This is a genomic window from Pseudoruegeria aquimaris (assembly GCF_900172235.1).
GTDB classification, from domain to species: Bacteria; Pseudomonadota; Alphaproteobacteria; order Rhodobacterales; family Rhodobacteraceae; genus Pseudoruegeria; species Pseudoruegeria aquimaris.
The window spans coordinates 62,736-77,864 of sequence record NZ_FWFQ01000012.1; the positions used below are offsets into that span (position 1 = coordinate 62,736).

Annotated in this window: 12 protein-coding genes; 4 read left to right on the forward strand and 8 right to left on the reverse strand. The window is 67.7% G+C overall.

Annotated elements, in window-relative coordinates; all coding sequences use genetic code 11:
• Positions 1 to 2: 2 nt before the first annotated feature.
• Positions 3 to 434 carry a cytidine deaminase gene (locus tag PSA7680_RS09860; protein WP_275936526.1) on the reverse strand — a complete coding sequence of 144 codons (432 nt, stop codon included), beginning with the start codon at positions 432 to 434 and terminating at the stop codon, positions 3 to 5.
• Positions 435 to 642: 208 nt separating this feature from the next.
• Here PSA7680_RS09860 and PSA7680_RS09865 point away from each other — a divergent pair, with 208 nt between their 5' ends.
• Together PSA7680_RS09865 and PSA7680_RS09870 are read left to right on the forward strand one after the other, a co-directional pair.
• The gene (locus PSA7680_RS09865) at positions 643 to 2,922 is read left to right on the forward strand and encodes an NADP-dependent malic enzyme (RefSeq protein WP_085868584.1); all 2,280 of its coding nucleotides are present in this window, start codon (positions 643 to 645) and stop codon (positions 2,920 to 2,922) included.
• 202 nt (positions 2,923 to 3,124) lie between these two features.
• Positions 3,125 to 5,017 carry a propionyl-CoA synthetase gene (locus tag PSA7680_RS09870; protein ID WP_085868545.1) on the forward strand — a complete coding sequence of 631 codons (1,893 nt, stop codon included), beginning with the start codon at positions 3,125 to 3,127 and terminating at the stop codon, positions 5,015 to 5,017.
• 366 nt (positions 5,018 to 5,383) lie between these two features.
• On the opposite strand, the gene PSA7680_RS09875 is transcribed toward PSA7680_RS09870, so the two are convergent.
• A complete protein-coding gene (locus PSA7680_RS09875; protein WP_085868546.1) occupies positions 5,384 to 6,151 on the reverse strand; it encodes an NAD kinase in 768 nt (255 codons plus the stop codon).
• 175 nt (positions 6,152 to 6,326) lie between these two features.
• Here PSA7680_RS09875 and glyA point away from each other — a divergent pair, with 175 nt between their 5' ends.
• Both glyA and PSA7680_RS09885 read left to right on the forward strand, forming a co-directional pair.
• The gene (gene glyA / locus PSA7680_RS09880) at positions 6,327 to 7,622 is read left to right on the forward strand and encodes a serine hydroxymethyltransferase (protein WP_085868585.1); all 1,296 of its coding nucleotides are present in this window, start codon (positions 6,327 to 6,329) and stop codon (positions 7,620 to 7,622) included.
• 19 nt (positions 7,623 to 7,641) lie between these two features.
• Entirely contained in the window at positions 7,642 to 8,145 is a 504-nt protein-coding gene (locus PSA7680_RS09885; protein ID WP_176244113.1) for a GNAT family N-acetyltransferase, read from the forward strand.
• 16 nt (positions 8,146 to 8,161) lie between these two features.
• On the opposite strand, the gene PSA7680_RS09890 is transcribed toward PSA7680_RS09885, so the two are convergent.
• Genes PSA7680_RS09890 through bcoG form a run of 6 tightly spaced genes read right to left on the reverse strand, consistent with a single transcriptional unit; the run spans position 8,162 to position 15,088 of the window.
• On the reverse strand, positions 8,162 to 8,947 hold the full coding sequence (locus PSA7680_RS09890; protein WP_085868548.1) for a carnitinyl-CoA dehydratase: 786 nt from the start codon (positions 8,945 to 8,947) through the stop codon (positions 8,162 to 8,164).
• The gene (locus tag PSA7680_RS09895) at positions 8,944 to 11,001 is read right to left on the reverse strand and encodes an acetate--CoA ligase family protein (RefSeq protein WP_085868549.1); all 2,058 of its coding nucleotides are present in this window, start codon (positions 10,999 to 11,001) and stop codon (positions 8,944 to 8,946) included. Before PSA7680_RS09895 ends, PSA7680_RS09890 begins: the two co-directional genes overlap by 4 nt.
• Positions 11,002 to 11,005: 4 nt before the next feature.
• Complete coding sequence (locus tag PSA7680_RS09900; protein WP_085868550.1) at positions 11,006 to 12,166, reverse strand: acyl-CoA dehydrogenase family protein; 1,161 nt, start codon at positions 12,164 to 12,166, stop codon at positions 11,006 to 11,008.
• A gap of 1 nt (position 12,167) precedes the next feature.
• On the reverse strand, positions 12,168 to 13,577 hold the full coding sequence (locus tag PSA7680_RS09905) for a carnitine 3-dehydrogenase (RefSeq protein WP_085868551.1): 1,410 nt from the start codon (positions 13,575 to 13,577) through the stop codon (positions 12,168 to 12,170).
• Between the two features lie 45 nt (positions 13,578 to 13,622).
• Entirely contained in the window at positions 13,623 to 14,177 is a 555-nt protein-coding gene (locus PSA7680_RS09910; RefSeq protein WP_085868552.1) for a lipocalin family protein, read from the reverse strand.
• The gene (bcoG, locus tag PSA7680_RS09915) at positions 14,174 to 15,088 is read right to left on the reverse strand and encodes a 3-dehydrocarnitine:acetyl-CoA trimethylamine transferase BcoG (protein WP_085868553.1); all 915 of its coding nucleotides are present in this window, start codon (positions 15,086 to 15,088) and stop codon (positions 14,174 to 14,176) included. Before bcoG ends, PSA7680_RS09910 begins: the two co-directional genes overlap by 4 nt.
• Positions 15,089 to 15,129 lie beyond the last annotated feature (41 nt).

The following is a 15,129-nucleotide window of genomic DNA, read 5'->3' on the forward strand; positions in this document are numbered from 1 at the left end:
GCTCACTCGCTTTCCATGTGCGCCAGCCCGAAAGCGCCGGGGATGATCTCGGCAAGGCTCATCGTGCGCGTGTTGCCGTCGAGCGTCGTCATGGTGATCTGCGTGTCGGGCGCCCCGAACTCCGCGAGCTTCTGGCGGCAGCCGCCGCAGGGGCTCACCGGGAGCGGGCTGTCGGCGACGATCAGCGCCTCGGAGAGCCGGGTTTCCCCGCTGGCCACCATCAGCGCGATGGCGCCGGCCTCCGCGCAGGTGCCTTCCGGATAGGCCACGTTCTCCACGTTGCACCCGGCATAGATCCTGCCGTCCGCGCCCCGGACCGCGGCGCCGACCTTGAACTTCGAATAGGGGGCATAGGCTTTCTCGCGCACCGCGAGGGCAGCTTCCAGCAAGGACATCGGGCACTCCTCGGCTATCGAATTTGACTTGTCGGTCAGGTTTCTTGCCCCCGACCCGGGCCAGATGCAAGCAGTCTATTGAAGTCCTGCGCCCTTTTCACCCTTCTTCCCATGCCCCGGCGGGCCGCCCCTTGGGCACCCTTTTGCCCGCGCCGCGATGCCATGTTGACGCGATGGCAAGGAGGGAGTATCGCCCTTGAAGGATAGTTTAATGCTAAACTAAACGCCCTTGGCCCGGGAGACCATCGTGAGCGACGCACCGCAGGACAAACCCCAGACCCCCGCCCTCTTCTACCACGAGCACCCCAAGCCCGGGAAACTCGAGGTGCGGGCCACCAAGCCGCTGGCCAACGGCCGCGACCTCTCGCTCGCCTATTCGCCCGGCGTCGCCGAGGCCTGCGTCGAGATCAAAGAAGATCCGGCGCTGGCCAGCCGCTACACCGCACGCGGCAACCTCGTGGCCGTCGTCTCCAACGGCACGGCGGTGCTGGGGCTGGGCAACATCGGCGCGCTGGCCTCCAAGCCGGTGATGGAGGGCAAGGCCGTCCTCTTCAAGAAATTCGCCAACATCGACTGCTTCGACATCGAGCTGGACGAAAAGGACCCGGAGAAACTGGCCGAGATCGTCTGCGCGCTGGAGCCCACCTTCGGCGCGATCAACCTCGAAGACATCAAGGCACCGGACTGTTTCATCGTCGAGAAGATCTGCCGCGAGCGGATGAACATTCCCGTCTTCCACGACGATCAGCACGGCACCGCCATCGTGGTGGGCGCGGCGGCTTTGAACGCGCTGCGCGTGGCCGGAAAGCGCTTCGAGGACATCAAGGTCGTGTCCACCGGGGGCGGCGCGGCTGGCATCGCCTGCCTCAACATGCTGCTGAAGCTGGGCGTGAAGCGCGAGAACGTCTGGCTCGTGGACATCGCGGGGGTCGTCTACGAGGGGCGCGAAGAAGAGATGACGCCGCAGAAGGCGGAATACGCGCAGGCCACCGATCTGCGCAGGCTGGATCAGGTGATCGAGGGCGCGGACCTGTTCCTCGGCCTCTCCGGCCCCGGCGTTCTGACCGCCGAGATGGCCGCCAAGATGGCCGATCGCCCGATCATCTTCGCGCTGGCGAACCCGACGCCCGAGATCCTGCCCGAGGTGGCCCGCGAGGCGAAACCGGATGCGATCATCGCCACCGGCCGGTCGGACTACCCCAACCAGGTCAACAACGTGCTCTGCTTCCCCTTCATCTTCCGCGGCGCGCTGGACGTGGGCGCGACCGAGATCAACGACGCAATGAAGGTCGCCTGCGTCGAGGGCATCGCCGAACTGGCCCGCGCCACGACCTCGGCGGAGGCCGCCGCCGCCTACAAGGGCGAGCAACTGACCTTCGGCGCCGACTACCTGATCCCCAAGCCCTTCGACCCGCGCCTGATGGGCGTGGTGGCCACCGCCGTGGCCTCCGCCGCGATGGAAAGCGGCGTCGCCACGCGCCCCCTGCCCGACGTGGCCGCCTACAAGCGAAAGCTGGACGCCTCGGTGTTCAAATCGGCGCTCATCATGCGCCCCGTCTTCGAAGCGGCCGCCAAGGCCGAGCGCACGATTATATTCGCCGAGGGCGAAGACGAGCGCGTGCTGCGCGCCGCCTCGGCCATGCTGGAGGAAACCACCGACAAGCCGATCCTCATCGGCCGCCCCGAGGTGGTGGAAACCCGGCTCGAACGGGCTGGGCTGTCGATCCGGCCGGGCCAGGATTTCGTGCTCATCAACCCCGAGCAGGATCACCGCTACCGCGACTACTGGGAAACCTACCACAGCCTGATGGCCCGCAAGGGGGTGACGCCGGATCTCGCCAAGGCGATCATGCGCACCAACACCACCGCCATCGGCGCCGTGGCGGTGCACAGGGGCGACGCCGACAGCCTGATCTGCGGCACCTTCGGCCAATACCAGTGGCACCTGAACTACGTGACGCAGGTTCTGGGCACCGGCGGGCTGCACCCTGTGGGCGCCCTCTCGCTGATGATCCTCGAGGACGGGCCGCTCTTCATCGCCGACACCCATGTCCACACCGAACCGACGCCGGAGCAGATCGCCGAGAACGTGATCGGCGCCGCACGCCACGTGCGGCGCTTCGGGCTGGAGCCGCGCATCGCGCTGTGCTCCTACTCCCAGTTCGGCAACCACGCCTGCACCTCCGGCCGCCTGGCCCGCGCCGCGCTGGAGATCCTCGATTCCGAGCCGCGCGATTTCCTCTACGAAGGGGAGATGCACGTCGACAACGCGCTCGACCAGGCCCTGCGCGACCGGGTCTTCCCCGGCAGCCGCTTCGAGGGCGCGGCCAACGTGCTCGTCTTCACCTCCACCGACGCGGCCTCCGCCGTGCGCAACATCCTGAAGGTGAAGGGCAACGGGCTCGAAGTCGGCCCGATCCTGATGGGGATGGGCAACCGCGCCCATATCGTCACCCCGTCGATCACCGCGCGCGGCCTGCTGAACATGTCGGCCGTGGCCGGCACCCCGGTGGCCCACTACGGCTGATTGACGACCTCCCTCCCTGCGCCGCAGCGAATTTTTCCATGTTTTACAGGAATTTGACGCTGCGACGCGGCAATCTGTAAACGCCTTTACAGGCAGTTAGCGCTAAAAGTGTCAAACCGGCGCAGCGGGCAGGCTTGCCCTTCCGGAAAGCCGCGGGCTACACAGTTCGCGAGAGCGTGAGCGGAAGGAAGAGGAGCCTGCCGTGAGTTACCAAGAAACCTATGACCGGTGGAAATCCGACCCGGAAGCCTTCTGGATGGAAGCAGCCGAGGAGATCTCCTGGTTCAAGAAGCCCAGCAAGGCCTTGTTCGATGAGAACGCGCCCCTCTACGAGTGGTTTGCCGACGCGGAGGTGAACACCTGCTACAACGCTGTCGACCGCCACGTGGAGGCCGGGCGCGGCGACCAGACAGCCATCATCTATGACAGCCCCGTCACCCACACCAAGCACACCATCAGCTTCGCCGAGCTGAAGGATCGCGTGGCCAGCCTCGCCGGCGCCCTGCGCGCCAAGGGCGTGGGCGTGGGCGACCGCGTGGTGATCTACATGCCGATGGTGCCCGAGGCGCTGGAGGCGATGCTCGCCTGCGGCCGCATCGGCGCGGTGCACTCTGTGGTGTTCGGCGGCTTCGCGGCCAACGAACTGGCGGTGCGCATCGACGACGCGAAGCCCAAGTGCATCATCGCCGGCTCCTGCGGCATCGAGCCGGGCCGCGTGGTGCACTACAAACCCCTTCTGGACGGCGCCATCGAAGCAGCCACGCACAAACCCGACTTCTGCGTGATCCTGCAGCGCGAGCAGGAGGTGGCGAAGCTGATCGAGGGCCGCGACGTGGACTGGCACGCCTTCCAATACGGCGTGGAACCTGCCGAATGCGTCCCGGTTCCGGGCAACCACCCGAGCTACATCCTCTACACCTCCGGCACCACCGGGCAGCCCAAGGGCGTGATCCGGCACACCGCCGGGCAGCTGGTGGCGCTGAACTGGTCGATGAAGAACCTCTACAACGCCGAACCCGGCGAGGTCTTCTGGGCCGCCTCCGACGTGGGCTGGGTCGTGGGCCACAGCTACATCTGCTACGCACCGCTGGTGCACGGCAACACGACGGTCGTCTTCGAGGGCAAGCCGGTGGGCACGCCGGACGCCGGCACCTTCTGGCGCGTCATCGAAGAATACAACGTGCGCACCTTCTTCACCGCGCCCACGGCCTTCCGCGCCATCAAGCGCGAAGATCCCACCGGGGAATTCGTGAAGAAATACGATCTCTCCGGGCTGAAAGCCCTGTTCCTCGCCGGTGAGCGCGCCGATCCCGACACCATCGTCTGGGCGCAGGATCAGCTCGGCGTGCCGGTGATCGACCACTGGTGGCAGACGGAACTCGGTTGGCCCGCGCTCTGCAACCCGCTGGGGATCGAGCAGCTTCCGGTGAAACTGGGCTCGCCGTCCGTTCCGGTGCCGGGCTACGAGTTCGCCATTCTCGACGATGCCGGCAAGCCCCTGCCCGCGGGCGAACTGGGGGCGATCACGATCAAGCTGCCGCTTCCGCCGGGCACCCTGCCCAACCTCTGGAACGCCGAGGACCGCTTCCGCAAGAGCTACCTCGACAACTTCCCCGGCTACTACGAGACCGGCGACGCCGGCTACATCGACGAAGACGGCTACCTCTACATCATGGCCCGCACCGATGACGTCATCAACGTGGCCGGGCACCGCCTCTCCACCGGCGCCATGGAAGAGGTTCTCGCCAGCCACCCGGACGTGGCGGAATGCGCCGTGATCGGGGTTTCCGATCCGCTGAAGGGCCAGCTGCCGCTGGGCTTCCTCTGCCTCAACGCCGGCACGCAGCGCTCCGCCGAGGAGGTCACGCAGGAAGTCGTCAAGCTGGTGCGCGAGAAGATCGGGCCCGTGGCGGCCTTCAAGCTGGCCACGGTGGTGGACCGCCTGCCCAAGACACGCTCGGGCAAGATCCTGCGCGGCACCATGGTCTCCATCGCCGACGGCAAGGAGTTCAAGATGCCCGCCACCATCGACGATCCGGCCATCATCGACGAGATCAAGAGCGCGCTGGCCGCGATCGGGTTTCCGTCGAAATAGGCAAGGCGCAAGCAGGTGTTTGGCCCCTCCGTCTTTCGGCGGGGCCAAACCTTGCGGACAAGCGTAGGTTGCGGATGGCTTCGGCGCGTGTGTGGCGGAGCCGCTTCCCCGAACCGGTAGCTGCCATTCGCCTCATGTGCAGCGAAGGTCCGGTCGGAGCCCAGGGACGAAACCAGACCCTGCACAGACCCATTTTCTCTGCAAGCAAGCCGGTGAACAGCCGCGCAGCGGCCCGGCCATCGTCAGCCCCTCCCCGAGGGCTGGCGATTTGGAAAAGGCGCGCGATGCTCGATCCGTGGCAGGTCTTGGCCGCCATGAAGCGCTTCGAAAGCACCGGAGGGTCGCCATCCGGGGGCTGAAGATGGCCTAGACGAACTGTTCGCTCAGAAGCCGTTCCTCCAGCCCGTGGCCGGGATCAAACAGGATGCGGTGGCGGATCTCGGGCTCCGAGCGGATTTCCACCGCCAGCACGTTCTCCACCCAGCGGCTGTCGGCATCGGCCATCACCGGGCGTTTCTCGGCTTCCAGCACGTCGATGCGCACGGTGGAGGTGTTGCGCAGCAGCGCGCCGCGCCAGCGCCGCGGGCGGAAGGCCGCCACGGCGGTGAGCGCCAGCACGTCGGAGCCGATCGGCAGGATCGGCCCGTGGGCGGAATAGTTGTAGGCGGTGGATCCGGCCGGCGTGCTGAGCATCGCCCCGTCGCAGACCAGTTCCTGCAGGCGCACGCGCCCGTCCACCGTGATGCGCAGCTTGGCGGCCTGTGGCCCGGCCCGCAGCAGCGAGACCTCGTTGATCGCAAGGGCATGGTGGACGGAGCCGTCGCTGGTTTCGGCGCGCATGGAAAGCGGGTTGATCACCTCTTCCTGCGCTTCGCCGAGGCGCTCTAGCAGATCGTCCTCGCGGTATTCGTTCATCAGGAAGCCCACGGTGCCGCAGTTCATGCCGTAGACGGGCACGTCCAGCGCCTGGGTGGCGTGGAGCGTCTGGAGCATGAAGCCATCGCCCCCGAGCGCGACGATCACCTCCGCCTCCTTTGCATCCACCGAACCGAATCGCTTCTGAAGCGCACGATGCGCGGCCTGCGCCATCTCGCCCCGGCTGGCGGTAAAACAGATCCTCGGCCCTTGCGGCATGGCTGCCCCCTTGTTTCCGCGGCCAGTTTGCGATCTCCGAAAGGAAACACAAGGCCCCTTTCCGCCTCACCCATGCCGCAGGCCGGGGGGGCTGCGTCGTTTTCCGGGCTTTTGATGGAGAAAAACTTTCGTTACATAGCGCCAACCTCGCTTCTTGTTCCTCTGGGAGACCTCCATGACCGACGCAATGCGCGACAGCGGCTTTTTCACCGAATCCCTCGCAACCCGCGATCCCGAGCTGTTCGGCTCGATCCAGAACGAGCTCGGCCGTCAGCGCGACGAGATCGAACTGATCGCCTCGGAAAACATCGTCTCCGCCGCCGTCATGGAAGCCCAGGGCTCGGTGATGACGAACAAATACGCCGAGGGCTACCCGGGCCGCCGCTACTACGGTGGCTGCCAATACGTGGACGTGGCCGAGAACCTGGCCATCGAGCGCGCCAAGCAGCTCTTCGGCTGCGAGTTCGCCAACGTGCAGCCCAACTCCGGCTCCCAGGCCAACCAGGGCGTCTTCACCGCGCTGCTGCAACCGGGCGACACCATCCTCGGCATGTCGCTGGACGCCGGTGGCCACCTGACCCACGGCGCCAAGCCGAACCAGTCGGGCAAGTGGTTCAACGCCGTGCAATACGGCGTGCGCCAGCAGGACAGCCTGCTGGACTACGACCAAGTGCAGGCGCTCGCCAATGAGCACAAGCCCAAGCTGATCATCGCCGGCGGCTCCGCCATTCCGCGCCAGATCGATTTCGCCAGGTTCCGCGAGATCGCCGACAGCGTGGGCGCCTACCTGATGGTGGACATGGCCCATTTCGCCGGCCTCGTGGCCGCCGGCGAGCACCCCTCGCCCTTCCCCTATGCCGACGTGGCCACCACCACCACGCACAAGACCCTGCGCGGCCCGCGCGGCGGCATGATCCTGACGAACGACGAAACGATCGCGAAGAAGGTCAACTCCGCTATCTTCCCCGGCATCCAGGGCGGCCCGCTGATGCATGTGATCGCGGCCAAGGCCGTCGCCTTCGGTGAGGCCCTGCGGCCCGAGTTCAAGATCTACCAGCAGCAGGTGCGCAAGAACGCCGTGGCGCTGGCGGACCAGCTGATGAAGGGCGGGCTCGACATCGTAACCGGCGGCACCGACACCCACGTGATGCTCGTGGACCTGCGCCCCAAAGGCGTGAAGGGCAATGCCACCGAGAAGGCGCTTGGCCGCGCCCACATCACCTGCAACAAGAACGGCATCCCGTTTGACCCGGAAAAACCGATGGTGACCTCGGGCATCCGCCTCGGCACCCCGGCCGGCACCACCCGTGGCTTCACCGAGGTCGAGTTCCGCCAGATCGCGGACTGGATCGTGGAAGTGGTGGACGGGCTCGCCGCCAACGGCGAAGAGGGCAACGGCGACGTGGAAGCCGCCGTGCGTGCGAAGGTGGCCGAGCTGTGCAAGGCCTTCCCGCTCTACCCGAACCTGTAAGATCGGCGGCGGCGGACCGGTGATCGCATCGGCCCGCCCCCCGCGCGCAGTGCTGCCACGGGACGTGGCGGCCCTCTGCACGCTCTACGGCGCGGCCCTGCGCGGCGGCGCGCCGGCCTTGCCCGAAAGCTTCATCGCGGCGGAACAAGGCAACCTCCGGACTCATTACCTGCCCGCAACCCGCAGCCGCGTCATCGGCGCGCCGGGAACGCCGGAGGGTTTCATCAGCGTCCACGGCGCCGAGGTGGCCGGGCTCTTCGTGGATCCGGCATACCAGGGGCGCGGCATCGGCAGCCGGCTCCTGGCCTGGGCGGCGACGACGGCGCCCGAACTCCACGTGTTCGTGTTCACCGAAAACCGGCCCGCCCGCGCCTTCTACGCCGCCCGCGCCTTCGCGCCCGCGGGTGAGGAGATCCACGTGGAGACCGGGCTGCCCATCCTGCGCCTTGAGGCTGCATCGGCGCGGATCCTGGACCGGCTGTCGCCGGCGGGGGCTCTGCCCCCGCACCCCCGAGGTATTTGACGCGAGAGGAAGGGGATCAGCGCCCCTTCCAGACCGGATCGCGTTTCTCCGCGAAGGCGCGGGCGCCTTCCAGCTGGTCTTCGGAGTTGTAGAGCCGTTCGATGGTGGGAAACTGGCTCTTGGTGATGCGGTTCATCGCGTCCTGGAACTTCATGTCTTCCGCCTCGCGCACCACCTCCTTGATGGCCGCCATGACGAGGGGTGGGCCGCTTTCGAGAAGGCGCGCGAGGTCCCATGCCTTTTCCAGCAGTGCGTCCGGAGCGCAGATTTCCCGCAGCAGGCCCCAGCGCAGCGCCTCCTCTGCGTCAAACCAGCGCCCGGTGAGCAGCAGGTCCATCGCGACGTGGTAGGGGATGCGCTTGGGCAGTTTCACGGAGGCCGCGTCGGCCACGGTGCCGGAGCGGATCTCGGGCAGGGCGAAGGTGGCGGTGGTGCTGGCGAGGATCAGGTCGCAGGAGAGCGCCAGTTCGAGCCCGCCGCCGCAGCAGATGCCGTTGACGGCACAGATCACCGGTTTGTTGAGCCCCGGCAGTTCCTGCAGGCCGCCGAAGCCGCCCACGCCGTAGTCGCCGTCCACCGCGTCGCCCTCCGCGGCGGCCTTGAGATCCCAGCCGGGGCAGAAGAACTTCTCGCCTTCGGCGCGCAGGATCGCCACGCGCAGGCCGTCGTCGTCGCGGAAGGCGCGGAAGGTTTCACCCATCAGGCGGCTGGTGGCGAGGTCGATGGCGTTGGCCTTGGGGCGGTCGAGGGTGACTTCGAGGATGCCGCCTTCGCGGCGGGTCCGGATCGGGTCTGCGCTCATGGTGCGGGCTCCTCCTTCATGCGGATCAGGGCGTCGGCGGCGTAGGCGGCCCAGGGGGTGCACATCAGCGGATTGATTTCCACCTCCTGCACGGCGCCGCGGTGGGCTTCGACGAAATCCTGCACCGAAAGCACCGCCTGCACCACGGTGTCCATGTCCGCGGCGGCCATGCCCCGGTAGCCGGCCAGCAGCCTGTGGATCTTCAGGTCTTCCAGCGCGGCGCGCACCTCGCTCTCGGTGAGCGGCAGCAGCAGCGAGGCGCTGTCGGCCAGCAGCTCGGTCAGGACGCCGCCGGCGGCCAGCGTCAGCACGTAGCCATGGGCCGGGTCCGCCACCACGCCGATCAGCAGTTCCGCCACCGTATCGGTGATCATCTCCTCGACAAGGAAGCTTTCGGCCGGCATCGCCTGGGCGGCTGCCAGCACTTCCTCGCCGCCCAAGAGGCCCAGCTTCACCGCGCCGGCCTCCGTCTTGTGGGCCACGCCCTCGCCCTTCAGCGCCACCGGCACCCCGAAGCGATCCGCCAGCAGCCCGGCCGCCTCGGGGCTTTCGGCGCGCCCCGAGGCCGGCACGCGGAGGCCGTGGCGGGCCAGCATCGCCTTGCCCTCCGCCTCGCTCAGGACGCGGGTCGCCCCGGCGTTCCGGGGCGCGGGCCAGACGGCGGGCGCGGGGGGACGGTCGAGGCTCTCGCCGAGATAGGCGGCGGCTTCGATCGCCGTGATCGCCTCGCGCAGACCGTGCAGCGGCGCGATCCCCTCGGCGAGCAGGGTCTGGGCCATGGCTTCGGGCATCGTGTCCTGCAGGGTCGTCACCAGCGCCATCGGGGTGGGGCGCGCCTTGCGGGCGATGCGCATGCCTTCGATCACGCAATTCCAGTCCGAGCCGTCGCAGCGGTCCGGGCGGGGGAAATCCATGATCACGCAGGCGAGGCTGAGATCGGGATCGAGCATCGCGGTGAAGGCTTCGCCCAGGGCCTCGGTGTTGCGCCAGATGTAGGTGTGGTAGTCGAGCGGGTTGTTGAGCGCCACCATCGGCCCGAGGGCGGCGCGCAGATCGCGGCGCTGGCGGGCGTTCAGCGGCGGGAAGCAGACGCCCCGGCCCTCGGCGACATCGGCGATCAGCCCAGCCTCGCCGCCGGAGCAGGAGAGCGAGGCGATGCGGTTGCTCGGAAGCGGGCCGACGGCATGGAGCAGCTTGAGCGTTTCCAGCAGTTGCGGCAGGCTTTCGACCTGCGCGAAGCCGAGCCGTTTCAGGAAGGCGCGCGCGCCGGCGTCGCTGCCGGCAAGCGAGGCGGTGTGGCTGATCGTGGCCTGCTGCGCCAGCGCGCTGCGCCCGGCCTTCAGCGCCACAACCGGCTTTCTCAGCCGCCGCGCGGTCTCGGCCAGGGCCTCGAAGGCCGCCGTATCGTTCACGCCCTCGATGTGCAGCCCCAGCGCCGTGACGCGCGGATCTGCCAGCATCGCTTCGCCGATGGCAGCCAGGCTCAGCTGCGCCTGGTTGCCCGCCGTGGCCACGTAGGCCAGCGGCAGGCCGCCCTGGGTCATCGAGATGTTCATGGAGATGTTGGAGGACTGGCTGATCACCGCCACCCCGCTTTCGCCCCGCTGCCCGCCCTGCTGGTCGGGCCAGAGCGCGACTCCGTCGAGGTAGCTGACGAAGCCGTAGCAGTTGGGGCCGATGAGGGGCATCTCGCCGGCGGCCTCCAGCAGCCGCGCCTGGAGATCGGAGGCGGAGCCGTCCTCGGCGCTGGCCTCGGCGAAACCGCTGGCGAGGCAGACGACGCCGCCGCAGCCCTGCGCCGAGAGCGCCTCCACCGCGTCGATGGAGGCATGGCGGTTGACGCAGATCAGCGCGGCATCCGGCGTTTCGGGCAGATCCGCGACGCTCGGGTAGGCCGGGGCGCCCGCGAGGCTGTCGCGCGTGGGGTGGACGACCCAGATCGGGCCGACGTAGCCCAGCGCGCGGCAGTTCTGGATCACGTTCTCCGCCCAGACACCGCCGCCGATGACGGCGATGCTGGCAGGCTTGAGAAGGCGGCTCAGGTCTCTCTTCATGGCCTCAGGCTCCAAGTGGCCGCAGCAGATCGCGGCTGATGATGTGGCGTTGGATTTCGCTGGTTCCGTCCCAGATGCGCTCCACCCGCGCATCGCGCCAGAAACGCTCGATGGGGAAATCGTCCATCAGCCCCATGCCGCCGAAGATCTGCAGCGTGGCATCGGTGACGCGGGCGAGCATCTCGGAGGCGTAGAGCTTGGCGGAGGCGATCTCGCGGTTGGCGGGCAGGCCCTGATCGAGCCGCCAGGCCGCGGCGAGCGTGAGCCAGTCCGCCGCGTCGATCTCGGTGATCATGTCGGCGATCTGGAAGCCTACGCCCTGGAATTTGCCGATGGGCTGGCCGAATTGCTTGCGTTCGGCGGCATAGTTCAACGCGTAGTCGAAGCAGCGCCGTGCCCGTCCCACGCAGAAGGCGGCCACCGTGAGGCGCGTGGCGTAGAGCCATTCGTTCATCACCGCGAAACCGCCGTCCACTTCGCCCAGCACCTGCGCATCCGGCAGGCGGCAGTCATCGAAGGTGAGCACGTAGTTCCTGTAGCCCCTGTGGCTGACCGAGGTGTAGCCCTCGCGCACCTCGAACCCCGGCGTGCCGCGGTCCACGAGGAAGGTGGTGATGCGCTTTTTCGGCCCCTTGGGGGTGTCGTCCTCCCCCGTGGCGATGAAGACGATGAAAAAATCCGCGTGCTCCGCACCGGAGATGAAGTGCTTGGAACCGTTGACGACCCAATCGCCGCCCTCCCGGCGCGCCGCGCATTTCATGCCGCGCACGTCGGAGCCCGCATCGGGCTCCGTCATGGCGAGCGCGTCCATCCTTTCGCCGCGCACGGCGGGCAGGAGGTAGCGTTCGCGCTGCTCCTCGTTGCAGGCCATCAGGATGTTCTGCGGGCGGCCGAAGAAATGGGTGAGCGCCATGGAGCCGCGGCCCAGTTCGCGCTCCACCAGCGTGAAATCGAGGTGCGACAGCCCCGCGCCGCCCACGCTTTCGGGGAAATTGCAGGCGTAGAAGCCGAGGTCGATGCATTTCCGCTTGATCGCTTCGCCGAGCGCGCGGGGGACCTGCCCGCTGCGCTCAACTTCAGCTTCGTGGGGATAGATCTCATGCTCCACGAAGCTGCGCACCGTGGAGACGATCATCTCCTGTTCCTCGCTCAGACCGAACTGCATGTCACGCCTCCCGATGTGCGGCTGCCAGTGCCTCGACGCGCGCCAGAACCTCGGGCTGCGGCGGGCAGGATTTGCGGGTTTCAAGGCTGACGTGCAGCAAGAACTGGGTGCAGGTGGCCAGGAGCGCACCATCGGCGGCGCGGCGCATTTCGTGGGACATTCCCAACTTCTTGCCCGCGCCCGTGGTCACGCGCGTCGCCACCTCGATGGCTTCACCCGCATGGGTTTCGAACAGGTATTTCACCGAGGTTTCCACGGTGAAATAGCTGTTTCCGCCCGCGATATAGGCGGCATCGGCCCCGACATGGGCCATCACCGCATCGGCGGCGTCCGAGAATACCTGCCCGTAGCGGCCTTCGTTCATGTGGCCGTTGTAATCCGTCCAGTCCACCGGCACCGTCCGGCGCACGGTGATCAGCGGCACGGTATCGGCAAGGGGCTGTGCCATCGCGGCTTCGTGGGCATTCAGAAGCGCCCCGGCGGCAGCATCGCGCTGGCGCAGCGCGCGCAGCATGGCCACGAGGTTGTCATCGCGCAGCCGCTCCAGCTCCCGAATGCCCATGTGGCCGGATTGCGCATCCGATTGCCCGGCGATCAGTTCCACCAGATCGTCGGTGAACTCCGGCACGTCCATCAGCTTCGTCCAGGGCCATTTCAGCGCCGGGCCGAACTGGGCCATGAAGTGCTTCATCCCCGCCTCGCCCCCGGCGATGCGATAGGTTTCAAACAGCCCCATCTGCGCCCAGCGCAGGCCGAAGCCCATGCGGATCGCCTCGTCGATCTCGCCGGTGGTGGCAATCCCGTCCTTCACCAGCCAGAGCGCCTCCCGCCAGACGGCTTCGAGCAGACGGTCGGCGATATGGGCGTCGATCTCGGCGCGCACGTGCAGCGGGAACATGCCAAGGCCGGTGAGCGTGGCTTTGGCCGTGTCCAGCACCTCGGGACGGGTGGCGGCGGAAGGCACAAGCTCCACCAACGGCAGCAGGTAGACCGGGTTGAACGGGTGGGCCACGAGCACCGCGCCGGGGCGGGACAACCCCTCCTGCAACTGGCTCGGCGTGAAGCCCGATGTGGAGGAGCCGATCACCGCGTTCCGCGGGGCGTGCGCCGTGATCTCCGCCAGCACCCGATGCTTGAGGTCGAGCCGTTCGGGCACGCTCTCCTGCACCCAATCCGCGCCCGCCACGGCCTCGGCGACGGAACCGCAGAGGGTGAGCCTGCCCTCCGGCGGCAAGGCGCGGTCATAGAGCATCGGCAGGGCGCGCCGCGCGCCTGCCAGCACCGCACCAACCTTGCGTTCGGCCTCCGGGTCCGGATCATGGAGCCGCACGTCCCAGCCGTTGAGCAGGAAGCGCGCAAGCCAGCCGCCGCCGATGACGCCCCCTCCGATGATTGCTGCCGTCTTGCTCATGGGCGGGGCTCCTTGTCGATCCTGCGCGCGGGCGGCGTGGCCACCTCAGTTGCCGGGCTGTTGGGGGTAGAAGAGTTTCGAGGTGTCGTAGCCGGCCCCGGCCAGCACCGACTTGGCGGCCGCAAGCTGGGCGTCGGAAATCTGCGGTGTGCGGGCCAGGATCCAGCCGGTGGAGCCCTTGGGGTTGCCCACGACGGCCACGTCGTAGCCTTCGGTCACGTCCAGCACCCAGTAGTCGCCGCGCACGAAGGGCAGCGGCAGCCAGGGCACGAAGGTGACGCTCAGCTCGCCCGGCGCCTCCACGCGGGCGACGCCTTCGGACTGCTTCACCTCGCCGTCCAGCCCCCCGTCACGGCAGGTGTTGACCACGGAGATCTGGCCATCCTCGCGCAGGGCGTATTCCGCCGTGACCCCGGCGCAGCCCTTCTCGAACCAGTTGGGAAAGCGGGCGATTTCATACCAGAGGCCGAGGTAGCGCTCCACGTCGAGGCTCTCGACGGCGGCGATCGGCACGTCGCGGTCGCGGTATTTGTCGGCCAGGGCGGCAGGGGCCGTGGCGAGGGCGAAAAGCGCGGTGGCGGCGAGGGTGCGGAAGATCATGTTCGTGGGCTCCTTTTCTGCAAGCCCAACTTAGCCCGAACCTCCGCCGGGCCAATCACCCGCGCGCCCATGTTTTCCACCACCGTCACCGCCCGCTCCACCAGCTGCGCGTTGGTGGCCAGCACGCCCTTTTCGAGCCAGAGGTTGTCTTCCAGCCCCACGCGCACGTTACCGCCCGCCAGCACGGCGGCGGCGGCATAGGCCATCTGGTTGCGCCCCAGCGAGAAGGCCGAGAACGTCCAGCCCTGCGGGACGTTGTTGACCATCGCCATGAAGGTATTCAGGTCGTCCGGCGCGCCCCAGGGCACCCCCATGCAGAGTTGCACGAGGGCCGGATCCGAGAGCACGCCTTCCTCCACCAGCTGCTTGGCGAACCAGAGATGCCCCGTGTCGAAAGCCTCGATCTCGGGCTTCACGCCCAGCTCCGTCATCATCGTGCCCATGGCGCGCAGCATGCCGGGGGTGTTCGTCATCACGTAGTCGGCCTCGGCGAAATTCATCGTGCCGCAATCCAGCGTGCAAATTTCCGGCAGGCATTCGGCCACATGGGCCACGCGCTCGGTTGCGCCGATCATGTCGGTGCCCGCCGGGTTCACCGGCAGCGGCGCTTCGGTGGAGCCAAAGACCATATCGCCGCCCATGCCGGCGGTGAGGTTCAGAACCACGTCCACCTCGGCGTCGCGGATTCGCTCCGTCACTTCGCGGTAGAGATCGAGCCTGCGCGAGGGCGCGCCGGTTTCGGGATCGCGCACATGGCAATGCACGATGGCAGCGCCCGCCTTGGCCGCATCGATGGCGCTCTCGGCGATCTGCCTGGGCGATCGCGGCACGTGGGGCGAGCGATCCTGCGTGCCGCCGGATCCGGTAACGGCGCAGGTGATGAAGACCTCGCGGTTCATGGAAAGCGGCATGGCAGGCTCCGTGGCTCGGGTTTCGGATGAGATACCCAATC

Excerpts from the sequence above, each read along its gene's own strand:
- PSA7680_RS09875 (WP_085868546.1), bottom strand. The coding sequence starts at position 6,151 with ATGCCGCAAGGGCCGAGGATCTGTTTTACCGCCAGCCGGGGCGAGATG.
- glyA (WP_085868585.1), top strand. The coding sequence starts at position 6,327 with ATGACCGACGCAATGCGCGACAGCGGCTTTTTCACCGAATCCCTCGCA.
- PSA7680_RS09890 (WP_085868548.1), bottom strand. The coding sequence starts at position 8,947 with ATGAGCGCAGACCCGATCCGGACCCGCCGCGAAGGCGGCATCCTCGAA.
- PSA7680_RS09895 (WP_085868549.1), bottom strand. The coding sequence starts at position 11,001 with ATGAAGAGAGACCTGAGCCGCCTTCTCAAGCCTGCCAGCATCGCCGTC.
- PSA7680_RS09900 (WP_085868550.1), bottom strand. The coding sequence starts at position 12,166 with ATGCAGTTCGGTCTGAGCGAGGAACAGGAGATGATCGTCTCCACGGTG.
- PSA7680_RS09905 (WP_085868551.1), bottom strand. The coding sequence starts at position 13,577 with ATGAGCAAGACGGCAGCAATCATCGGAGGGGGCGTCATCGGCGGCGGC.
- PSA7680_RS09910 (WP_085868552.1), bottom strand. The coding sequence starts at position 14,177 with ATGATCTTCCGCACCCTCGCCGCCACCGCGCTTTTCGCCCTCGCCACG.
- bcoG (WP_085868553.1), bottom strand. The coding sequence starts at position 15,088 with ATGCCGCTTTCCATGAACCGCGAGGTCTTCATCACCTGCGCCGTTACC.